Below are 22840 nucleotides of genomic sequence, written 5' to 3' on the forward strand. Positions count from 1 at the left end.
TTTTTCATTATAATTTGGTATCGTATTTATACATGATGTTTTGCAAGGAGGGATTTTCGGTTTTGATCTCGTTCTGGTTTATTATTTTTGCTATTTTGATCCTTTATAATATTAATAGAATGACAAACTCTTTATGCATTCAAAAGGAAATTGCTGAAGACCGGCAGCCTAAAGTATTCAGGACCATTAATGTATTAATTACTATTATGTTATTATCCTCTTATATTGAAATTTTGTATACGTAGAGATGAGCAACAAATGATGACCATCATTTGTTACATACATTGGTGATACCCGGAGCATTATCCACATAAAGAAAAAGGGCGAAGCAATAGCTTCGCCTTTTGTTTATGAGCTTAGCACCAAGAAGCTCCAATGATGATTAACAGGATGAAAAGAACGACAATTAGAGCAAAGCCTCCACCTATTCCTCCAGACATTGATCTTCCTCCTTTCCATTCTTAAGTAATTGTAATTTCATGCACACTCTTATATCCGCCTAAAGGAATCCATTCCTTTCATGGCTTGAAAATCACTTAAATCTTTTTTTGTTGAGCGGCTACCCTATCCTATTCAACTCCATGGCAAAAGGAGTGGGCTCTTTCCATTAGTAATTTTGCAGCCGATTAGAAACAGGCTGATCCTACAATTATTAATAAAATGAATAACACCACTAACAAAGCGAAGCCTCCGTTAAATCCATTACCCATTATGCTCCCCCCTTTTGTTGTCCTCGATTTATCATATGTAATGGATTAATATCCGGGTAGGCGTACACCCATTTTTAAAAAAAATCTTATTCATGCACCAATATATTATTTTTTGTAAAGTAACCAGAATATGTTATAGTTAATTTTGTGGAAATATGAAAAAGTAGCAAACCAGAAACTTATAACTAGGAGTTGTTTTTATGAAGAAGTGGGCATTATCGATTGCTGTTACTGCAGGGCTGATCGGACTTACAGCATGCAACAGCGACAAGGAAGCAGTCGTGGAAACTAAAGCGGGGGATATAACCAAAGAAGAATTTTACAATGTAATGAAAGACCGTTATGGTGAAACCGTTCTTCAAGAACTTGTTTATGAAAAAGTTCTTTCTGAAAAATATACAGTAACGGATAAAGAAGTTAAAGCTAAAACGGACGAACTTAAAGCGCAAATGGGTGAAAATTTCGAAACGGCCCTGGCTTCTTCCGGATATAAGAGCGAAGCTGATCTTAAACGTGCACTTAGAATCGGCATGCTTCAAGAAAAAGCAGCCGTTGCCGATATAAAAGTTAAAGAAGCTGATGTGAAAAAAGCTTATGAAAACTATAAACCACAAATCAAAGCGAGACATATTCTCGTGAAAGACGAAAAAACGGCAAATGAAGTTAAAGCTAAATTGGACAAAGGTGAAGACTTCGCCAAACTTGCCAAAGAATATTCAACGGACACAGGCACAGCTGAAAAAGGCGGGGAGCTAGGCTGGTTCGGACAAGGTGAAATGGTTCCCGCATTTGAAGAGCAAGCTTACAAAATGAAGAAAGATGAAATCAGCAAGCCGATTAAATCCGATTATGGCTACCACATCATCCAACTTCTTGATACTAAAGAAAAAAAGCCATACAAAGATATGAAAAAAGATCTTGAATATGATTTGAAAGTCGCTCAAATTGACCAAACTAAAGTTCAGGACATTCTGAATTCAGAAGTCAAAAAAGCGGACGTGAAGATTAAAGACAAAGATTTAAAAGATGCCATCACTTCTGGTGACGCAGCCCAAGCTGAAAAATAATTGAAAGTAAAAAGCGACAGGACTTTACCTGTCGCTTTTTTTCATCATTCGGGCTATGCTCCCTGATTTATATCCTTTTTACGCCTCTCACGCTCTTCTTCCATGCGGTCAATGTATTTCTGACCTTCCTTTTCAATCCAAGCATCATCTATGAGGCGTTCCTGCCTGGCTGTCCAAATTGACATGACTGCACTGACAATTATTCCGATAAACACGAACCAGATCCAAATTGGCATGTCCATTCCCTCCCAAAAAATCTACTATTCATTTACTAGAGAATATGCACGAACAAAAAAAATATGCTTCTTTCTCCATCGAGAAAGAAGCATATTTCATTAAAATGTCGGTTTATAGAATGAACGATTATCGAGCGCGAAGACTCTTTCCGTAAATTCACCCGGCTTCACTTTTTCCAAGGCGCGATCCATCATATTTATCTTGGCATCCATATTATCAATATAATGCAGCACTTCCGCTTCCCTAACCATTGGCGGCTTGGGACTGCCCCACTCAGCTTTACCATGGTGGCTTAATATCAAGTGCTTGAGAATCATGATTTCTTCCGCTTCAATGCCCAATTCCTCTGCAGCTTTACCGACTTCATTCACCATGATGGTGATATGTCCCAACAAGTTCCCTTCCACTGTATAAACAGTCGAAACAGGTCCAGATAACTCATGCACCTTTCCAAGGTCATGCAGAATGACCCCTGCATACAAAAGATCCTTATTGAGGGAAGGATATAGGGTTGAAATGGCCTTAGCCAGCCCTAGCATCGATACAACGTGATAGGCCAGTCCCGACATATACTCATGATGGTTCTTGGTGGCAGCCGGGAACGTCAGGAATTCATTCTGATATTTTTTAATGAGATGCCTAGTCACTCTTTGGATATTCGGATTCCTCATTTCAAAAATGTATTGAGTGATGGTTTCCATCATTTCTTCCTGACTTAAAGGCGCCGTTTGAATTAAATCAGCTTTCGTGACCCCGTCAGTATCTGAAGTAATTCTAATATTACGGATTTTCAATTGGCTGCGTCCTCGATAATTCTGGACTTCCCCTTGGACCTTCACTGTTGCTTCCGCACTGTATGTTTTCTCATCAGCCTCGGAAACATCCCATAGCTTTGCCTCTATCTCCCCGGTTTTATCGCACAAAATCAATGTCAAAAACGGCTTTCCATTACTTGCCACCGCTTTTGTACTCGTTTTAATGTACATATATATATCTACTACTTCACCAATTCCGTAGTGTATGATCCCATTTCCCATGCGACTGCCTCCGTTCAATTAAATATCAACATTATAACATACCAATCTCGTTAGTGCGTTTAGTTTTCGTTAATAAGTGATAGACATTGGACATGAAAAGCTAATGCTTTGCATTCTCTTATCACTCCACAAGAAAACCAGGCTTGACCCCAAGCCTGGCTCTCCAATCAAATCTATTTCAACAGTTTATGTTCGGACAATACGCGCACTTCTCCTGGCCATCAATTCGGTAATATAAACAGCATGTCACCCGTTTGTAAGGGTTCATTGACTCCGGAACACTTTTTTCCCCAATGAATCGTTTAAAGGGGGAACGCGTTTCAATATTCAGCCATACTTCATCTTCAAGAAGCATTTCAATGTCCTTTTCAACTCGCGTCTTTATATCAGTTTGCTTCAATAACTCACTATACATCCATACCGTATAGCTCCAAATATTTTCCCAGAGTACTAGTTTCGATATTTTAGCAGTTCCGGAAAAGAAGCGAATGGCATCGGCACCAAAGCTTTTCAATATGGAATGGAGGGCAGAAGGGCTTTCCTTTTCCGTGACATTGCTCCACCTGTTGGTTTTCAGCAAAAAATCCGGGAGCCAATGCTCATCTTCCGGATCATCCAACACACCAAAGTCCTGAAGTGTGCCTTCCCAAATAAGCCGATGTTTGCTTAACATGTACAATTGTGCCGTGACAAAAAAAGCATAGCGTCTGAACCACATTGAAATGGCTATCCTTGACGTTTCCGCCCCAGACCGGGCTTGTGCATACTGAATAAGCTCATCAGCATGATTGAAGGTCTTGGAAACTTTGGCTTCATCTCGAAAGGATATCCGGTATCCCTGAAGTTCTTTTTCAATGGATGGTGTAAGGTTATGCATTGGCCAGCGCTTTTATCTGAGTTTGTGCGTAGCGCCCTTTACCAAACGGGACGCACATGGGACTGCCGAAAATTGGATCAAAGGATATTTGACATTCCATGCTGAATACATGCTGTACCAACTCAGGCGTGATGATATCCTCTGGCCGGCCTTGAGCATGTATCGCCCCATTTTTAAGTGCCACCAGATTATCCGCATAACGGCAAGCTAAATTCAAATCATGAAGCACCATCACGATCGTTCGGTTCTCAAGCTCATTCAAGTCGAACAATAAGTCCAAAATCTCGATTTGATGGGTCATATCAAGATATGTAGTCGGTTCATCCAACAAAATGACATCCGTATCCTGAGCAAGCGTCATGGCTATCCATGCCCGTTGCTTCTGCCCTCCCGATAATTCATCGACTGCCTGATCCTTTAAATCGGTCAGATTCGTTGCTTCAATCGCCTTTTGAACTTTTTCTTCATCCACGGAACTCCACTGTTTCAACCAACTTTGATAAGGATATCTTCCTTGTTTAACAAGTTGATAGACGGTAAGCCCTTCAGGAGCAACCGGGGATTGCGGAAGAATCGCCATCTTTCTCGCTACATCCTTCGATGACATGGTTGAGATCGCTTTGCCTTCGAGCAAGACCGAGCCGGATTGAGGTTTTAACAATCGGGCTACAGACCTTAGAAGTGTTGATTTTCCACATCCATTAGCACCGATGAATACGGTGATCTCCCCTTTGGGTATTTCTATATTCATATCATTTATTATTAATTTATCACCATAACCGAGCGATAAAGACTGAGTGTTAATAGCTGGTCGCATTAAAATACTCCCCTTTTAGTCTAATAATACCATTTTAATGAAAATGATTCTCACTGTCAATCTTAAAAAGGAATATAAACCATAACTCCATGTCCCATTCCTCTTAAATGATTCATTAAAGTGAATGCTCCTTTAAAGATATGAAGCTTCCTTTGGAAACATTAATCTAAAAACACCAGCACATTATACTTTCATTCATCACTGCCTGCAGCTTCCGAACGATAGTCCATTCTCCCATCTCCGAATTACTATCGGAATTACCAAACTCCATTTAGCGGAAAATAAAAAAAGCCCTCCATATGGAGAGCCTTTTAACCCACAAGCAGGCGATTTGTACAATGTTTCAAGGGCTCAATCCTAATGAAGGAAAATAAATCGTGATCGATAAAAGGAATTAATCCTTCTGCAATATTCCATGCATTGACCTCTATTTGATAAAGGATTTCTGATTTCCCTGTACGGTGCAGCTCCTCACTAAGCACAGCAAGATCGGGGTCTAATGCGTGCCCCATCTCATGTGTGAGAATCACCCATGTATATTCCTCAAGCCTTGCAAGCGAGCCTAGGGAGCGTTCACACTGAATCTCAATATCTCTCTCATATAAAGTGATGCTATGACCTATGGCAGAATATTTTCCCCCAACACATCGTTTACCAGGAAACTCCTTTTCGATGATTAACTCCAAAGAAGAATCATGGCGGCTTACAAACTCATTCCTATTCAATGACTTCACTCTCTTTATCTATAGTTTAAGACCCATTATATTTCGGGGATGATCAAATCATTCATATTTTGGCGCAATACGGGGCTGGATAGACGAATCACTTGATTTTCACTAAAGTGCTCCACTATATATCGGTGGCATGTGAAAAATAAGATTTGCCGCTTTTCCGAAATCTTTTTCAATAACTCAAGCATCCGTTTTGTCCTTTCCGCATCAAAATTGACAAAACTATCATCAATGATGAGAGGGAATGAATCATTTTCAAAAGTATGATCAGCAAGTGCAAGCCTTAAGGAAACATATATTTGCTCAGCTGTCCCGCGGCTGACCTCTTCAACACTGAAACTCAAACCATCACTTCGCTGTACCAAAATCCCTTCTCCCGACTGATCAAGGATGATTTTACGATAGCCTCCATTCGTTAAAAAGGAAAAATGGCGCTCGGCATCAGCGATCACCTTCGGCAGGCGCTCCCTTTTATATCTGTCCAATGTTTTATTCAATAAGCTTTTGGCTATTGCCAATTTCGCCCATTCCTTCGCCTCTTCGTTAAAAGCAGCTTTTTCTTCATGAAAACGATGAAGAAAATCATCATAAATCCCTGAAACTTCAAGCTGTTTTATTTTATGCTTCGCATCCGCCCGCTTCTCTAATAAAAGGGATTTCACCTTTACAGAATCCTTCCGTTTCTGTTCTAAATTCTCAAATGTATAAGTATTGATCCCCTGTTTTAAATAAGATCGGATTTGATCAGGCAGCATTCTGGATTGCCCAATTTGAATGGTAATCAAATCAAGCTGCTTTTGTAAAGTGATTTTCTTTTCGGACAATGCAGCGACATGCCTGAATTCTTCCTCGTCCTTGACCTTAGCTAACTTAAAAAGCATTTCCATTTCTGCATCAAGATAACCATTTTCCATTGTCAGCTGCTCGATTTCGTTCGTCAAACGGCTTCTTTCCTGCCTCCATTGCGTTAACTGAACGGAGAATTCAACCGCTTTATTCAACTCCCGTTTCAGTTGGCCAATCGCTTCCCGCCATGTGGATGGTTCAAAACCAAGGCTTTGTGCAAAATGAAATAAAACCTTTGATTTACCCTCAAATTCTGCCTGGAGAAAATCATGCCTCTTGATTATTTCATATTTCCTATCAACGGCTTCCTTCCATTTCTCAAGAAGTTCAAATACAGATTCAAGATTGATTTCCATTCCAGGATAAGACAGACCCCAACCGTTTAAGATGTTCCTCAATTCTTTATCCAACCGGTCCCTGCTAGCTTCCCAATCGGCATACTCCTGAATCGTTGATTCAAACGCTTCCTCCCTTTCTTCATATTTGAAACTTTCACTTTCAAAGCGCCTTTGGAGACGTTGGTCCAGTTCAAGCAGCCTCCCCATCGACTCTCCTTCACTCCCTTTATTGGTTTCACTCCCAATTGCAGCCCTTTTCCTTTTCATCTCATCCAATTGCCTGATATACCCGGACGATATATCATCACCTTTAAAGAGATACCTGGAAACCGCAAACAGAACAGCTACGGCTAGAAGTATCACCCCCAACAAAATCTGTTCACTGAAATAACTTCCGATTGCACCTAAACATAGTAGCGCTATTAAACTGCCATTCATGATATGTGAACGTTTGTGATTATCCGCTTCCTTCTTCCTCTGTATTCCCAATTGCTTTTCAAGTTCAAGTATTTGTTCATCAAGAATAAGGGATTGTGCTGCTTCAAATTCGATGTTATTCTGCTTGTTGCATAAGGACTCCAGCTCGATTCTTTTTTCACCTGGCAGTAACTGGGCCTTAATCTCCTTCAAGCGGGCTTCTGTCGTTTCCAGACTTCCCTTTTGCAGCTCATATTTCTCATCGAGCTGTTTTTTATCATTTTGGAGCTGATGCTTTTCCCTTTCGGCCCTTTTCACCTTTTCCTTCATGAATGTACTGATATCCAGTTTTCTTATTTCCTCATCAGAAACATCCAAGAATAATTCCTGCTTCACCTTTTCGATATTCTTTTCTTCCAACAGTCTTTCGTGTTCCGCTTTCCTAATATCCAGCTCGAGCTTCTCCAACAATGTTCCTTGATCGATTGCATGTTCAATTTGCTCTTTATGCTCCTTGATGAATGGATTGATTTCGATTTCCGTGAGTTTCCCCTCAAGTTTGTTCATTTTCTCAGTCAATGCAGCAAGTTGGGCTTTCATGGGGATTCCAACTGCCTGTAGCTGTTCAAGTCTTTTTAAGCCATCAACAGGAAAATTCACATCCGGAATTTTACTTATTTCAGCCTCTAGTTCCCCCTGTTCTTCAACCAAGGGTTTAATCCGCAAAAAGGCACTTACGTTAACAAGATTTTCTTCAATCTCTTGAATATCCACCGTGACTCTGGAGAGCTCCTCCTTAAGTTTTGCTTCTTCCTGAAGTAATGCCGTATATGACTGCTGTTCTTCTTCAGATGCTTTCACCTTTTTCTGCAATTCCATAAGTTCTTTCATTTTCACATTCAGTATGGGTTTTTGGCCTGATGGTTTAAACCTTGAATCGAGCTCTTTTTGCAATTTCGTTTCGGCTTCTAGAAGTTTATCATTCCCGATCAGCCCGGCTGAAAGCAGATATTTACTCATCGTGCCTTCACTTAGTGTATGTAATCCCTGTAGACCTTGAAGGTCGAAAGAAAAAATGGCTTGGTAATAGTTTTTATCAACGCCATGAAGAATCTCATTCAATTCTTCTTCGCCGCCGACCCTTCCATCCTCGAAGGTCAATTTCACATCACCAGTAGCTTTTCCCTTCACACGTTCAATAACGATTTCCCCGTCTTTTTTTGTTATGAGGCTGAGCCTTCCTCCATATTTGGCATGCATTTTGGGCTCGTAACGCGGTTCGATTTGAACCTTTGTCGGAAAACCAAACAGCATACTATGAATGAAAGACATGAGGGTTGACTTACCCGATTCATTTTCCCCAAAGAAAATCTGCAGCTGTCCCAATTCAGGAAAGCGCCGATTTTCCAGTTTGCCGTAACCATAAACATGGAGGTCTTTAATAATCAAATCCGTTGCTCCTCCCTACACTCATTTATTCGCTTCAAAAACGTGCAAAAGCCATCTTTCCGCATCATCCAACAGTTCCCTATGCTCTTCCGGCTCTATTGAATCAAGAAACCTTCTTGCTCCCGGATGAATGTATAGCGGGGCAAGTGCAGCCTCCGTATCATCAAATTCAGAAGCAAGCCTGGATACCTCATCCAGAAATGGCGATATACTTTCATTTGACCTATTCATAGGAATGGACTGGATGAGTTTGATTTTATACACCCAGACAAATGATTCCCCTTGGTCCTCTTCCTGCAAAATCCGGGTCAATTCTTCAAGATATTCCCCGGAAGCTCCTGCTGCATCACCTGCATCCAGCTTCAACTCCAAAAGAAAGCTTCTCCCATCGAAACCCTTCCGTTCAATTACTTCCTTGCATTGCTTGAGCAGGGCATCAAATCCACCTTCTTCGGATCGTTCAATTGTTTCGCTTTCCCATATCACCTCAGAGGTTTCAATAAAAGAATGGCGCTTCATGTCCCCATCGAATTCTATAAGCATGCACCCTTTAACGCCTGACTCTTTTCTGTTCCTGCCTTGAATATTTCCTGGATATATCACAAGCGGGACTTCCGAAACAACCTGATGTTTATGAATATGGCCTAATGCCCAGTAATCGAAATCTTTGGCAGCAAGTTCCTTCAATGAAAAAGGGGCGTACGGGCTATGTTCGGAGTTGCCTTCCAAGTTCCCATGAAGCAAACCTATATGATAATCGGCCCCTTCAGCTTTTATGTAGGTTTCGATCATCCTCTCCCTTACCTGACGGCGCGGATAACTGAATCCATAAAGATGGACAGTCGTCCCATCGATTTTTTCAAACCGTTTCACTTCGGTTTGCCCTGAAAATACGTGGACATTATCCGGCAGCCCCACAGTAATCCATGAGCCGCTTAGGTGATCATGGTTACCATGAATGATATAGGCAGGGATTTGATGCTGCTGGAGCTTTTCCATTTCGGTCCGAAAGCGGACCTGTGTCCGGAGACTCCGATTTTCCCCATCAAATAGATCCCCCGATAACACGATAAAGTCAACCTGACGGGAAATTGCTTCATTAATGATTGTTTGAAAAGCTTTAAACGGACTTTCCCTTAATTCCTTTAATATAGCTGACGGCATGTCCTTCAACCCTGAAAAGGGACTATCCAGATGGAGATCCGCCGCATGAATGAACTTCACACCGCTCAAAAGTGTCACCTCGATTTCTTTCAACATTTCAATTCAATTTTAACATGAACAGAACATACTTTCCCATACATTATTATTTTATTACGTCACCATGCAGTATGGGCAAATTCAACAGGAAAAAGACCGAATGGCGAACATTGTTTCATTCACGGCATTCGGTCTTTTTCATCAATTAAAGATATCCATACTTAAATAGCGTTCACCATTATCCGGTGCAATGCATAATACTCGTTTTCCACTTCCAAGACGCCGGGCTTCCTGCAGGGCAGTCCAGACAGAGGCACCTCCTGAAGGCCCAATCAATATCCCTTCCTTCGAAGCCATATCCTTCATGGTGGAAATCGCATCTTCATCAGCCGCTTGAACGATTTCATCAAATACCTCTGTATTTAAGATGCTAGGGATGAAACCAGGGCTCGTACCCACTAACTTGTGGGGACCAGGCTTTCCGCCGGAAAGGACTGGGGAACCCTTAGGCTCGACAACGACAACCCTTAAATCCGGCAGATGTTCTTTTAAGGCTTCACCTGTACCCGTTATCGTTCCTCCAGTTCCAGCAGTAGCGACAAAAACATCCAGGTCTCCATCCATCTGATCCAGAATCTCGACTGCTGTCGTCACTCTGTGAATATCAGGATTGGCTTGGTTTTCGAATTGCTGCGGAATAAAGCTATTAGGAATCTCTGCTGCGAGCTCCTCGGCTTTACGAATGGCTCCCGGCATCCGCTCTGATGCAGGGGTGAGGACAACTTCCGCTCCGTATGCCTTTAAGATATTGATTCTTTCTTTCGACATATTATCCGGCATGACCATAATCGCCCGATACCCCTTAGCCGCGGCATTCATGGCAAGCCCAATACCTGTATTCCCTGATGTTGGTTCTATGATCGTAGCCCCGGCTTGAATGATACCATCCAATTCTGCCTGCCTAATTAAGTTGAAGGCAGCCCGATCTTTTACACTGCGGCTCGGATTGAAATACTCAAGTTTCACGAATACCTCAGCATCACCCTCCGCTGTTAAATGATTAATCCTAACAACAGGTGTATCTCCTATCAATTCAGTGATATTATTAACGATTTTTACCGTCATTCAAAAAAACCCCCTTCGATCCATACACTTCCAACATGCACTTTTACTCAAGTTTATTATATCATTTATGATTTTTCATTTTAAAGAGAGAATTCCTCTAGTATAAATAGGTTTTGTTTTCATTCTTTCCAATCTTAAAGGAAAAAAACGATGAAGTTAGTTCGATATAGTTACTTTTTCAAGATATTCAGCTATATATCAATATTCCTTGTCTTAATAGATTCACTCACATAACAATAGTCAAAATTGACAGATAATGATAAAATTTTTATAACAGTTGATAACATTTTTGATAAGGGAGTTTTTTAAAATGAGCAGAATATACAAATTAACCGTTTTTGAACCGTCAGGGGAAAAACTATTGGATGAATCATTTACAGCCGAGAACGATGAACAAGCAAAAGAATTGGGACAAAATCTATTGAAGGAAAAAAACTATCAAGATCAAACTCATCGCTGTACATCGCCTTCAGGCGCTTTATTGCTTTTTCATCGCTGATTGAAAATGGAAGCGCAATCACTAAAAAATATGATCAAGTTTCCCGCTTCTAATCTATATAGAAAGGCCGTCACAATGATGTGACGGCCTACAATTTTTAATGTCTTGTACAATTTGGCCGTTGATTTCCGCTACAGGCACTCGCTTTCCGCGGGCGGTCCGGAGAGCCTCCTCGGCTAGCGCCTGCGGGAGTCTCGCACCTTACGCTCCAATCAACTTTGTTATAAACCTTACCTGAGGAATTGAAGGTGTTGCTATGGGTCAGTTGATTCGGGAACGTCATTTGATGACATATACGTTTTCCGAACCCCTACAACTGTGACCGCCACTAAAAAACGATGACCGTTTCATTCATTTTCCAATGAAGTTCGGTTTCCTTTTTTCCACGAACGCTTTTATTCCCTCTTGGTGGTCCGCTGTTTGGCGCATTTTCATCTGAGCAGCTTTTTCAATCTCAAGCATCTTTATTAATAGTGGGCGATTTTTTTCACTAAGGATCTTTTTCGTTTTAATCATGGCCTGCACCGGACTTTGCAGCCAAGATTGCACTTTTTTCTCTACCGCATGTTCCAAGGTTCCGTCTGCCACTTCATGAATGAGGCCCTTTTCTTTTGCTTCCAGCGCTGTAAGCACTTTACCTTCCCAAATCAATTCTTTCGCACCCACTTCACCAAGACGGCGTTCAAGGAAGAAGTGTCCGCCGCCATCAGGGATTAATCCAATCCCGATGAAATTCATCGCAACCTTACTTTCCGAATCGGCAATAAGATGATCCGTTGCAAGAGCTATACTCAACCCTAGCCCTGCAGCTGCACCATGAATGGCACTGATGGTCAATTTTGGCATGAAGTATAGGGTGGTCACCAATTCACTGATTCCATCCATCAGCTCATCGAAAGCGTTTTCTTTTCCAGGCGAGAGCATCATCTTAATGTCACCACCAGCGGAAAACGCTTTCCCATTCCCTTTTAAAATGACGACGTCCACTTCATCCTTCTCGCTTACTTCCTTCAGGGCATTAATGAAATCATGCAGCATTTTCGGATTTAGAGAATTCATTGCCTCTGGACGGTTCATTGCAACAATGGCTGTCCTGTCCGAATATGTGACTAAAACCGTGCCTGCAGGTGATGTCGATTCAATACTCAATTTATTTCCTCCTCTTTCGTTCTATGAATCTATTATATATTCATCAATCGTTTTCAGAATAGGGTGAAAAGTTATAATTAAACAAATAATGCCGTTATTTATTGATATATTTATCCTGAAGCTGATCACGCAATGCCCTTTTCAAAAACTTCCCAACGCCGGTTTTCGGGATTTCATCCAAAAAGACCACTTCATCCGGCAGCCACCATTTTGCAAACTGCGGTTTTAAAAATTCGATGATGTCTTCCTCGGACACTTGCCCCTTGTAAGCCTCCTTCAAGACAACACAAGCGATCGGCCGTTCCTGCCACTTTTCGTGAGGCACCGCAATTACCGCCGCCTCAAAGATTCCTTCATGGGCCATTAAGGCATTCTCTATATCCACGGATGAAATCCATTCACCGCCGCTTTTAATCAAATCTTTTGTCCGGTCGACGATTTTCACGAATCCTTCTTCATCAATCGTGACAACATCCCCCGTATAAAGCCAGCCATCTTTAAACGTATCCCCTGACCGCTCATCCTTAAAATACTCATTGGCAATCCAAGGACCCCTAATCAGCAATTCTCCCATTTCCTTTCCATCAGGCTTCACTTCGCCATCCTTACCGATCACTTTAATTTCTATCATTGGCGAAACAAGGCCCTGCTTGGCCTTCAACTCATAAAGTTCTTCTTCAGGGAGGTCTACCTGATAGCTTTTTGGTTTCGATATAAATACGAGCGGGCTTGTTTCAGTCATTCCATATGCATGCAGGAATGGTATCCCATACTTTTGTTCAAAAGTTTTAATCATGCTTTTCGGAGCAGCCGACCCTCCGCATAAAACAGCACGAATGCTGCTCGTATCATGGCTGCCTTCTTCCAGCTCCTTCAATAAGCCCAGCCATATCGTCGGTACCCCCGCTGCGATAGTAACCTTCTCCGTCTCTATAAGCTCCGCCAAAATCTTTGGGGTGAAATAGGGTCCTGGCAAAACCATCTTCGTTCCAAACCAAACACTGGCAAAAGGCATGCCCCATGCATTCACATGAAACATCGGTACGACAGGAAGGGCCACATCACGTTCGCTTATTGCAGTAGAATCGGCAAGCCCCAGTGCAATCGCATGCAGTAAAATGCCGCGATGCGAATAAACCACACCTTTGGGGTTCCCGGTCGTGGCGGACGTATAACATATGCCGGCAGGTGCATTTTCATCCAAGGTTTGGATGAATGGCTGTTTCGGATTTCCTTCGGCTAATAATTTTTCATAATGATAAATAGGTGAAAGGGTCGTTTCAGGCAGCTCATCTTTATCCGTCATAATGATATACCCTTCCACTGTCGTTAACTCATCTTTAATTGCTTCCAAAAGGGGGATGACATCCGGATCTATCAATAATAATCGATCCTCCGCACTATTGACGATATAAGAAACATGTTGAGGGGACAAACGCATATTGATTGTATGTAAGACAGCACCATGACAAGGAATCGCAAAATAAGCTTCTAAATGCCGGTGATGGTTCCAGGCAAGCGTTCCAATACGGTCACCTGTTTGAATACCGAATTTTTCAAAATTACTGGTCAGCCTTCTTGTACGCTCAGCAATCTCAGCATATGTAAATGTGTGAATGCCACCATCCGTACGCGAAACTACCTCTTTCTTCGGAAAATATTTTTCTGCTCTCTCAATGATTTGAGTCATGATCAATGGAGTATCCATCATTACAAACTCCCCCTTATATTAAAAGCATGCTCATTATATATTCGACCAGAAAAAAAATAATCCTTTTTCCCTAGGTACCTTTTATGATTATTTAGGATCTGACTTTATTTTGATGATATTTTCAAATCAAATTGACTGCAAAAAACGGATTCTGAAAGGGAGCGGATTTCTGAATCAACTGAAATGTAATTCAAGAAAAAACGTAGGCTGGACTCATCACGAAAAAATTTCGGATGAGGTTATTCTCCATGTATTTTCTGTAATCCTTATTGGATGGATTAAATTTTCCACACGCCTGCCGAATAACTAGCTAGCCGAGACCCCACAACGCTTGCCCCGAGGAGGATTGGCAGACAGTCGGCGAAAAGGGAGCGGATTTCTGAAATCAAGCAGAAACATTTATTAAGAGCGGAATCTGAAAAGTTTTTTTAAACCATCTAAATTTAGTGGTGCTGTTCCATGACAATTTTTTATGTTTCTTTCTAGAAAAAAGAGGAAATAGTAAGGATACAATTATATTTAGAGGGAGCTCATTTATGGTAAATAAAATAAACGAAGAACTAGAAGCATATTGTGCGAGTGAATATTCAAAGCTATCACGGGTAATTGTTTGTGAACCTCGTTATATGGAGATCCGGGAGATTATTAACGAAACGCAAAAAGAGTTTCAAGAAGAAAATATCGATCAAGCACTTGCCTTGGAGCAGCACGCACAATTTACAAAGGCTCTAGAACATGAAGGGATTGAAGTCATTAAACTTCCGCCTCAATTTACATATCCGGAACAAGTCTTTACGAGAGATATCGGTTTCACTCTTGGCGAAACCGTTTACGTAGCTGAGTTGGCAACAGGTATCAGGCAGGGTGAAGAACAAATATTGAAATCCTGGCTCGAAACGAATGGTATTTCATATTTCAACCTCCTCAAAAATCATATTGAGGGCGGGGATGTCCTTATTGACGGAAAAACCATCTATATTGGAATCAGTGAAAGAACGGATGAAACATCCGTCAAGCATCTTCAATCCTTATTACCGGAATACGAGGTCATAGCGGTTCCTTTCATTGAAACATTCCTTCATTTAGATTGTGTTTTCAATATCATCTCACCGACAGAGGCGCTTATTTTTCCAGAGTCCTTTACAAAAAAAGAGATGGATTTATTAGCTTCACGTTATGACATGATTGAAGTGACGAAAGAAGAACAATTCACTTTAGGAACCAACGTGCTATCGATTGGGAATAAAAAATTGTTCAGTCTACCATGTAATAAACAGGTAAATAGTCAGCTTCGTGCACGCGGATATGAAGTCATTGAAGTAGATATAAGCGAAATCATCAAGTCCGGTGGCTCTTTCCGTTGTTGCACCATGCCACTATTGAGGACAACGAAGAAGACTGATTCTGCCTGAGCAGAATGAAAGAAACCGGACTTTTATGGAAGCCCGGTTTCTTTCACCTTTTTGTTGTCAATCATCAATTTTTAATGTTACAGTTTTTCATTCGGAATAGTCTCAACAGGAACCACGATTAATACCGGGAAATTCTTCATGTTTTTTTTACCCTTTTATGACTTCTTTCTGGATTTAAGGAATTTGCGACCACCCTTAAAAAGGCTGGCTGCATTATATAACTCTGATAGTCGGGCACATGAGAGTTCAAAAAATGCTTGTATAGATTTTTTTGAAATCAAGGATCTCCTCTATACATCAATTCAGCAATCTTAATATTATTTCAGAATCCTTTCTATTTAGCTGTACATACTGGCTATGTTCATCCTTTGTCAATTCTACAATATTTTCATCAGGATTTACCCAAACATAATATACGGAAATTCCACTTTCGTTTTTCTCATCATTAAAATAAAAGATGAAGTCCGCCTTAGGATGATCCTTCTCCAGCGCGAATTCTTCCCAATCGGCATTCTTTACTATTTCTTTTGTTTTTTCTGTTTTCCCCATTTCTATCTTTTTTTTATATGCTTCGAATTTGTAGTGTTTACCTTCATATTTTTGAACGGAAATATGTTCTTGCTTTGTTGTACAACCTGAAGCCAACGTTATTGATAATAAGCAAAGGCCAACCAGGAGCGGTTTCCTTTTCATTACATGTCATCCCCTTATACCCCAATGGATTAATTATCCAATATTTTTCATTATACTAGTCCACGCAAAAGAGTAATAGGATTGTTTGTCTATTTTTTAACCTTTATCCCTTGGGCATATGTCCTTCAATGCATGTATTCCGATTATTATTCAACAATTACACCCCTTAAAATGAAATAAATTGTAAATTAAAAAGCCTTCCCCTTTTGGAAAGGCTTATCTAAAATTTGATAATATTGAAATATCCTTGCTATAATTTTCATGAGTAGCGATAAGTAATACAAGATTGAAAGGGGAATATAAAATGAATTATGTTAAAAATCAACTGACAGCCATGCGCAGCAATCTTTTGAAAGAAATTGAAGGAATCAATCCAGAGTTCATGGATGTGCAGCCTAAAGGTTTTAATAATACAATCCATTGGCACATTGGACATGTCCTTACTGCAGCGGAAAAGTTTTTATTGAACTCCAATAGTAATTTGCCAGAGAGTTACAGCCAGCTATTCGGATACGGTTCAAAACCAGCCAACTGGACCGGAGATGTACCTTCCGTTGAAGTATTAAAGCAACAGTTGCATGAACAACTTGATCGACTGCTTGAAATTCCGGAAGAACGATTGACAGAAAAAACGGCACAGCCTTTTAACGGAATGGAAACAGTGGGAGAATTCATTAATTTTGTGGTCTTGCACGAAACCAATCATATAGGCCAAATTCACGCAATGAAACTATTCATACAATCCAACAACTGAGATTAAGAAACTGTCACCCTGTTTTTCTTGAAATGGGAGTGGCAGTTTTTTTCATTAGGACGAAAAATTACAGTTTTGGCGTTTGCACGTACGTTTGGAGCAAATACTCGTGAGTTTTAAGCTTTTACTCGTGAGTTTAGTGCAAATACTCGTGAATTTTATGCTTTTACTCGTAAATATAATCAATAAGAGCCCCCGCTCTTTTTAGCGAGGGCCTCCATCAGTTCATTCGAAGTGAACGTCTCTTTACGTCATTTGGTTATCCATATAATCACTGTATGCTTTTTCTGCTGAGGCTTCCGAAGTGAACAAAGCATCATCATCCTCGATCGTATGAAATGTATCGTTCAGGAACAAGGCAACTGCATTGGGATCTTTGGGGTGCGGAACAATTTCCGCTGCCCTGATATTCGAAACGGTAGGGACATGGGGATTATTATAAATCACAAACACCTCGTCACCGACCTGCACTTCTTTTGCATTGATTACACCCATAGAATTCTTCCTTTCCATTACTGATTTTCCTTTAGTTTATGGAAAGAAGCTTATAATTATTTATAAAGAGCGGCATTATCCGAATGGGGCCCCTTCTATATGAAGGAGCCCCGCCATTCACTTAAGCATATTCATTTTTTGTAAAAATTCGATCGGATGCTGTTTCCGGAAAAATTCCCTAAGCATATAGGCAACACCATCTTGATCATTGGAGCGCGTCACCCATTTTGCCACTTTCCGTACTTCCTCATCCGCATTGCCCATGGCAACTCCCAGACCAGAACCGGCAATCATCTCCATATCATCCAATCCATCGCCAATCGAGACGATTTCCGTTCTTTTCACCTCTAAATGGTCAGCTAAATACAATACACCGCTCCATTTAGATACACCCTTCGGAACGATGGTCAGTTTATGTCCTGGGTGTAAGAGTGCATCTACCTCAGGGAACATTTCCTTTATCAATTTCAACATATCATTTCGAGCATTTTTTTCTGGAAATATAATGTCCATCTTTGTCGGGGCCATCGGCTGGTCAATAAGCTCTTCACTGATATCATCCACATAATTTTGAGCATAAATATTTTGGTCATTCAAATACATAACCGATTTACCAAGCAAATTCTCCGGGAGGTTCACCCGATTGCCCAGCGAGTATTTTTCATGAATGAGCAATATTTGGCACGTGGTCTTTTCAAGCATTTGCACAAGCTCTGCAGTCAGTTCTTCTGATATTCTTTTTACCATTATCGGCTTCTCCATGGAAGCTCCGACAAAGGCTCCTTGCTGAGCAACGATCATCGGATTTATTTTTAGGGCTTTGGCCACTTTTTTTGCTGAGTGATAGTTTCTTGACGTCACAAGTGCAACATGGACACCTTTTTGGTGAACATAATCTATTGCTTCTTTAGTCGATTTATTTAAACGGCCATTCGACTGGAGCAATGTCCCGTCGATATTGACCGCAAGTAGTCGATATACCATGCTGATCTCCCCCATCTGTAGTATCCTCTTTCAAAATTTATGACTAAAATTTCGAGAATAGAACAAATAGTGGTTCACACCCCTTGCACTTGTGCTTTCAGGGAACAAAAAAACCCCCAACCATTATAGAAGGGAGTCTCCAACTGCTTATTGCTGTTGTTCAGGCAAGCCATATAAATCTTCAAGCGGCTTCATGATAATTTTATTGAGGTCTGCGATGACCATGCTCATCCGTTGTTCAGCTTCCATCAATTGTGAAATGGTTGGGTTTTGTTGGACAAGCTGTACCGTCTTTTGTGCTTGCTCAACCTCTTCCGGTGCAATCTCCTGTCCCATCATTTGCTTTTGCTGCAATGACATCTGCAGATTACGGAAGTTTTCAAACATTCCTTTTGTTGCTTCATCAGAATTCACAAGATCATATAAGCGTTGCAAATCGGCATATTCATTACTTGCCCTAATCGCCTTTTCCATTTCATACGCTGCATCATATACGTTACTCATTTATTTCCCCTCCCGGTAATCATTGTATTCCTACACCTTTTCACTATAACAAATCCGATTGAGAATTACACGTCATCCTATTAAAACAGTTACGAAACCTTGAAATAAACCGATGATTCCACCAAGCATGGCCCCAAGGTATGTGATTCATCGACAATTCCTTCTAAGTGATGGAAACGACCATTTCCTCAAGTCAGGACACCGAAAAGGTTGAAACCTGTTCTTCCACGATATCGTCCAAATGCAGTTTTGGAATAGCGGCTGGAAATGATTGTTTACGTACTCGGCACCTTTTTCCACAAAAATCGGAACTCCCTTGTCCACGATGATGTCCGAGAAATTGGCAGTCAATTCTCGAACCGGTTTATTCAGGATCGAAGCGACAGGCAGCATTTCAGCCGTTTTTTCGGTAATCCATTGTTTTATCGTTTCTCTCCCGATCATTCCCTCGATATTCTCTATATCCCATTTCTCGAGACTTCCCCACTCTTTCACCAACATCACTGACAATATATCAATCGTTCTCGATTGTTCAAAAAATTTAATGATTTCCGGCTGAATCTTATCAATTAACTTTTCGTTTCCAATGAACATCTGAATTAAATTTATCAGCTTGCCCCGTTCCTTGAAAAAATCATCCTACATGTCTTAAAGACGAAGTTTTCCTTCCGCTGTCGTAGTATTCTTTTCCCATTTTCACGATGAAACGTGACAAATCAGGAATCGAGTCGAGGGCTTTTTGCTGAAGGTGGCGGAGGGACGATATCTTTCAAGCTCTTGCTCCTGCTCTCTCCCGACCATGTTTCATATTTACCAAGAATGAATGTTTGTAATCGCTGTTCTAGCGTAAATGAAGAATTCTTCATCCCCATTTGATCAAGCTATTGAGCAGTACTTTTTTGTGTGGACAATGCTTTCTTTACTTCTGCCTGGACGAAAATTTTCATATTCTGTATAGAGGCATCATTGATGACTTTACTGTGAATGCTCTCTGGTGTGATATGATCGACCACCAATTTGCCTAATTGTTCGGCTAGCTCATCCTGCCGCTTTGGAATCACCCCTGGTGTCAACGGCAGCTGCTCCCCAAAATATGGATTGGCTTATACGGTCTGAATAGCATTCTGATAGCCAATAAATTAGTGAAGCCGCCTATTACAGCACCAACGACAACCATAAACAGTATTTTTACCAAAACTCACCCATGAAATTTCTCCTTTTATTGCTTGAAATAAAGGCTTGATGACACCTTCTAATTAAAAAATCATAGAATGTGTTATCCACATTTGCCCATCATTTAATTATTAAAGGATATTAAACTTAGTGCAAACGGGGAATTATTATGAACCTTAACCAACAGAAAGTTTACATTACGGTAAATCCCGCAGAGACTAGAAAGAAGGCGCTATTGTTTATCGAAGAAAAGTTATTTGAGGAATGGGACCTTCAATTTGGAGAACCCGTAACGATAATGGCTGGATGCCGTTCCGTCCCGGTACTTGTCCAGCCATTCCCGTCATCCCAGCCTACAATGAAACTTTCATATGATATGAACCAAATTTTATCCTTACCCGCTTTTTCCGATCCAATTTCCGTCTCATACCATGCGGAAGAAAGGTCAATAAAAATAGGCCCATTCTTCGCTTCACTCATGAACCAGACTCCCTTGCAAGACGGGACATTTGGCGAAATGGAAAAATTTTATCAGGAAATGAAATCATATTGTAATCAGCAGGGCATCCCCTTCTATTTAGTAAAACTGCAGTCTCTTCAAGATGGGGTTGTGGAAGGCTACCTGCCAGGGCAAGGTGGCTGGAAAGCCTTGCCTCTCCCCATCCCTGATGTATTTTATAACCGGATACATTCGCGCAAACTTGAGCAATCGCCTTCTTTCAAGGTGTTTAAAACTGAACTGGAGGAACGGTCAATTCCAATGTTCAACGGAAGGTTCCTATCCAAACATGATGTACATGAACTGCTAATCTTAGAAAATGAGCTATTGCCAAATTTGCCAGAGACGATGCTGTTTAACGAAATGGAACCTTTCTTGACATTTATAGAAAAGCATTCGGTAATCTACTTTAAACCCACATCAGGCAGCCAAGGCAGGAATATTTGCAGATTAACGCAAGTAGCTGGAAAATGGAAAATCGAGCAATCCGGACATCTCCAGAATATACAATTTGCTGATACGGATGAAAAATTGTTTGAAACCTTAAAAAGATTTTCCAGAAAACGATCCTTCATTCTTCAAAAAGGGATTTCCCTATTCGAAACCGATCAGAGAAAAGTTGATTTTCGCATACTACTTCACCGGAACGAACAGCTTGAATGGAAAGTTACATCAATGGTTGCCCGGATTGGGGATCCTGGTACTATTGTTTCCAATCTTGCACAAGGCGGATTGATGAAAAATGGGCCGGATTTTCTAAAAGAAGCATTTGAACTTCAGGACGCCAGCCGAATATATCAAAAGCTCGTACGCCTGGCTAAAAACACTGCACAGGCCTTAGTCGAGAACCTTGACGATTCATTCGGTGAGCTAGGGATCGATTTAGCACTGGATACCGATACCCATCCATGGATCATCGAAGTGAATTCAAAACCTTCGAAAAAATTTCAAGGCAACTATGAAACCTTTCGTCCATCAGTAAAATCAATCATAGATTTCATGCTTGCCCTTAACCGCGAAAACCATCCATAAAAGGAGTTGCTAGCACGTGTTAATAGGATTAATGGCCACGTCGGATAATGAAAACAACTACTTCACCGAAATAGCCAAAACCGCTAAATCATTTAATATGAAAGTTTGCAAATTTTCACCGGAAAATATTGATATGGACCTGAAAAAAGTGAGGGGCGAGCGTTTTGATTCCGGGAACGAAACTTGGATCGCCACATCTTTTGATTTACCTGATTTTGTATATGATCGCTGTTTTCACGGTTTAGTTCGTGAGTCAACGGAAACACGACACAAAATCGAGTGGTTAAAAGATAACTCGAATTTCTTAGGACTGGGCCTTCCTGGCAAGTGGGAAGTGTACCAAATCCTAAAAAAACATCCACACCTACAGGCATTTTTTCCAGAAACCGTACAAGTGACGACGCCTGAAGATATTATAGGACATTTGGAACGCCTGGATAAAATCATCATCAAACCTGAATTCGGTGCAGGCGGTACAGGAATCTACCTCCTTTCAAAAACTGAAGACGGGACTTTGGTTTCCATGACGAAAAAGGGCACCAAATATGACCGCCCATTCTCCTCCAAATCTCAGCTTAACAAATGGCTGCAGCATTTATTAAATCGATACCGTTATCTTTGCCAGCCATATTTGGAACTTTGCACCCAAAATAATGAGCCGTTCGATTTACGGATTTTACTTCAAAAAAACGATAAGAATCAATGGATGGAACGGGGCCGCGGAATTCGTACGGGACAAAAAGACGGAATTACTTCAAATCTTGCCACAGGCGGGGAAGCCATTTCATTGGATACCTTCAACAAAAGAAACCCGGAAACGATTTCGATTGCTGTCGAACAAAAGATTCAGCATATCCTTCGCACCTTGCCCGTTGAAACCGAAGCTGTCTTTGAAAGATTATTTGAGTTGGGAATTGATCTAGGCATCGATAAAAAAGGCCAAATATGGATAATGGACATTAACTCGAAGCCAGGTAGGAAAATCATTCAGGCACTACAGCCGGAGACCATGAAAGATATTCATCGTGCACCGTTTAAGTATAGCCAGTATTTAGCAGAACAGCTTCAGAAAGCAGGTGAATAG

Annotated in this window: 26 protein-coding genes; 7 read left to right on the plus strand and 19 right to left on the minus strand. The window is 40.9% G+C overall.

From position 1 onward, the window contains the following. Window positions 1-35: 35 nt before the first annotated feature. On the plus strand, window positions 36-245 hold the full coding sequence (locus J7I96_RS27870; protein WP_311315254.1) for a hypothetical protein: 210 nt from the start codon (window positions 36-38) through the stop codon (window positions 243-245). A gap of 111 nt (window positions 246-356) precedes the next feature. Here J7I96_RS27870 and J7I96_RS04030 read toward each other — a convergent pair whose 3' ends face one another. After that, a complete protein-coding gene (locus J7I96_RS04030; RefSeq protein ID WP_076367288.1) occupies window positions 357-440 on the minus strand; it encodes a YjcZ family sporulation protein in 84 nt (27 codons plus the stop codon). 186 nt (window positions 441-626) lie between these two features. Next, window positions 627-710 (minus strand): YjcZ family sporulation protein, encoded by an 84-nt coding sequence (locus J7I96_RS04035; RefSeq protein ID WP_141242671.1) that lies wholly within the window; start codon window positions 708-710, stop codon window positions 627-629. A 200-nt stretch (window positions 711-910) separates the two neighbouring features. Between J7I96_RS04035 and J7I96_RS04040 the strand changes: the two genes are divergently transcribed. Continuing rightward, window positions 911-1777: a peptidylprolyl isomerase gene (locus J7I96_RS04040; protein ID WP_214769447.1), complete on the plus strand. Its 867-nt coding sequence runs from the start codon at window positions 911-913 to the stop codon at window positions 1775-1777. Window positions 1778-1830: 53 nt separating this feature from the next. On the opposite strand, the gene J7I96_RS04045 is transcribed toward J7I96_RS04040, so the two are convergent. The 8 genes from J7I96_RS04045 to cysK all read right to left on the minus strand — a co-directional run bounded on the left by J7I96_RS04045 (window position 1831) and on the right by cysK (window position 10851). Beyond that, window positions 1831-2013, minus strand: a complete 183-nt coding sequence (locus J7I96_RS04045) for a sporulation YhaL family protein (RefSeq protein WP_373567449.1) — start codon at window positions 2011-2013, stop codon at window positions 1831-1833. 99 nt (window positions 2014-2112) lie between these two features. Further along, entirely contained in the window at window positions 2113-3051 is a 939-nt protein-coding gene (gene yhaM, locus J7I96_RS04050) for a 3'-5' exoribonuclease YhaM (protein WP_048677961.1), read from the minus strand. 178 nt (window positions 3052-3229) lie between these two features. Beyond that, entirely contained in the window at window positions 3230-3928 is a 699-nt protein-coding gene (locus tag J7I96_RS04055) for a (2Fe-2S)-binding protein (RefSeq protein ID WP_214769465.1), read from the minus strand. Beyond that, entirely contained in the window at window positions 3921-4745 is an 825-nt protein-coding gene (locus tag J7I96_RS04060; protein ID WP_214769469.1) for an ABC transporter ATP-binding protein, read from the minus strand. Before J7I96_RS04060 ends, J7I96_RS04055 begins: the two co-directional genes overlap by 8 nt. Before the next feature lie 311 nt (window positions 4746-5056). Next, a complete protein-coding gene (locus J7I96_RS04065) occupies window positions 5057-5470 on the minus strand; it encodes a hypothetical protein (protein WP_214925522.1) in 414 nt (137 codons plus the stop codon). A gap of 35 nt (window positions 5471-5505) precedes the next feature. Then, entirely contained in the window at window positions 5506-8526 is a 3021-nt protein-coding gene (locus tag J7I96_RS04070; RefSeq protein WP_214769476.1) for an ATP-binding protein, read from the minus strand. A 21-nt stretch (window positions 8527-8547) separates the two neighbouring features. Beyond that, window positions 8548-9750: a metallophosphoesterase family protein gene (locus J7I96_RS04075; protein WP_311315253.1), complete on the minus strand. Its 1203-nt coding sequence runs from the start codon at window positions 9748-9750 to the stop codon at window positions 8548-8550. Between the two features lie 177 nt (window positions 9751-9927). Beyond that, window positions 9928-10851, minus strand: a complete 924-nt coding sequence (gene cysK, locus J7I96_RS04080) for a cysteine synthase A (protein WP_214769481.1) — start codon at window positions 10849-10851, stop codon at window positions 9928-9930. A gap of 310 nt (window positions 10852-11161) precedes the next feature. Here cysK and J7I96_RS04085 point away from each other — a divergent pair, with 310 nt between their 5' ends. Beyond that, window positions 11162-11350: a YhzD family protein gene (locus J7I96_RS04085; RefSeq protein ID WP_048677954.1), complete on the plus strand. Its 189-nt coding sequence runs from the start codon at window positions 11162-11164 to the stop codon at window positions 11348-11350. A 351-nt stretch (window positions 11351-11701) separates the two neighbouring features. Here J7I96_RS04085 and J7I96_RS04090 read toward each other — a convergent pair whose 3' ends face one another. Next, window positions 11702-12499 (minus strand): enoyl-CoA hydratase, encoded by a 798-nt coding sequence (locus tag J7I96_RS04090; protein WP_214769485.1) that lies wholly within the window; start codon window positions 12497-12499, stop codon window positions 11702-11704. A 94-nt stretch (window positions 12500-12593) separates the two neighbouring features. Further along, the gene (locus J7I96_RS04095; RefSeq protein ID WP_214769487.1) at window positions 12594-14210 is read right to left on the minus strand and encodes a long-chain fatty acid--CoA ligase; all 1617 of its coding nucleotides are present in this window, start codon (window positions 14208-14210) and stop codon (window positions 12594-12596) included. 536 nt (window positions 14211-14746) lie between these two features. Here J7I96_RS04095 and J7I96_RS04100 point away from each other — a divergent pair. Then, a complete protein-coding gene (locus J7I96_RS04100) occupies window positions 14747-15622 on the plus strand; it encodes a dimethylarginine dimethylaminohydrolase family protein (protein WP_214769489.1) in 876 nt (291 codons plus the stop codon). Between the two features lie 297 nt (window positions 15623-15919). Here J7I96_RS04100 and J7I96_RS04105 read toward each other — a convergent pair whose 3' ends face one another. Next, a complete protein-coding gene (locus J7I96_RS04105; RefSeq protein ID WP_214769491.1) occupies window positions 15920-16315 on the minus strand; it encodes a hypothetical protein in 396 nt (131 codons plus the stop codon). 304 nt (window positions 16316-16619) lie between these two features. Between J7I96_RS04105 and J7I96_RS04110 the strand changes: the two genes are divergently transcribed. After that, the gene (locus J7I96_RS04110) at window positions 16620-17069 is read left to right on the plus strand and encodes a DinB family protein (protein ID WP_214769493.1); all 450 of its coding nucleotides are present in this window, start codon (window positions 16620-16622) and stop codon (window positions 17067-17069) included. Between the two features lie 246 nt (window positions 17070-17315). Here J7I96_RS04110 and J7I96_RS04115 read toward each other — a convergent pair whose 3' ends face one another. From J7I96_RS04115 to J7I96_RS04140, 6 genes are all read right to left on the minus strand, one after another. Next, entirely contained in the window at window positions 17316-17564 is a 249-nt protein-coding gene (locus J7I96_RS04115) for a transcriptional regulator SplA domain-containing protein (RefSeq protein WP_048687464.1), read from the minus strand. A gap of 117 nt (window positions 17565-17681) precedes the next feature. Further along, window positions 17682-18548 (minus strand): Cof-type HAD-IIB family hydrolase, encoded by an 867-nt coding sequence (locus tag J7I96_RS04120; RefSeq protein WP_214769495.1) that lies wholly within the window; start codon window positions 18546-18548, stop codon window positions 17682-17684. A gap of 147 nt (window positions 18549-18695) precedes the next feature. Further along, window positions 18696-19052: a YlbF/YmcA family competence regulator gene (locus J7I96_RS04125; RefSeq protein ID WP_034314741.1), complete on the minus strand. Its 357-nt coding sequence runs from the start codon at window positions 19050-19052 to the stop codon at window positions 18696-18698. Window positions 19053-19199: 147 nt separating this feature from the next. After that, window positions 19200-19646, minus strand: a complete 447-nt coding sequence (locus J7I96_RS04130; protein WP_214769496.1) for a hypothetical protein — start codon at window positions 19644-19646, stop codon at window positions 19200-19202. Window positions 19647-19933: 287 nt separating this feature from the next. After that, on the minus strand, window positions 19934-20125 hold the full coding sequence (locus J7I96_RS04135) for a DUF445 domain-containing protein (RefSeq protein ID WP_214769499.1): 192 nt from the start codon (window positions 20123-20125) through the stop codon (window positions 19934-19936). A 373-nt stretch (window positions 20126-20498) separates the two neighbouring features. Then, the gene (locus J7I96_RS04140; protein WP_214769502.1) at window positions 20499-20705 is read right to left on the minus strand and encodes a hypothetical protein; all 207 of its coding nucleotides are present in this window, start codon (window positions 20703-20705) and stop codon (window positions 20499-20501) included. 37 nt (window positions 20706-20742) lie between these two features. Here J7I96_RS04140 and J7I96_RS04145 point away from each other — a divergent pair, with 37 nt between their 5' ends. Next, a complete protein-coding gene (locus tag J7I96_RS04145; RefSeq protein WP_214925519.1) occupies window positions 20743-21756 on the plus strand; it encodes a YheC/YheD family endospore coat-associated protein in 1014 nt (337 codons plus the stop codon). Between the two features lie 16 nt (window positions 21757-21772). Further along, complete coding sequence (locus J7I96_RS04150; RefSeq protein WP_214769509.1) at window positions 21773-22840, plus strand: YheC/YheD family endospore coat-associated protein; 1068 nt, start codon at window positions 21773-21775, stop codon at window positions 22838-22840.

The organism is Bacillus sp. ISL-78 (assembly GCF_018613455.1).
GTDB classification, from domain to species: Bacteria; Bacillota; Bacilli; order Bacillales; family DSM-1321; genus Peribacillus; species Peribacillus frigoritolerans.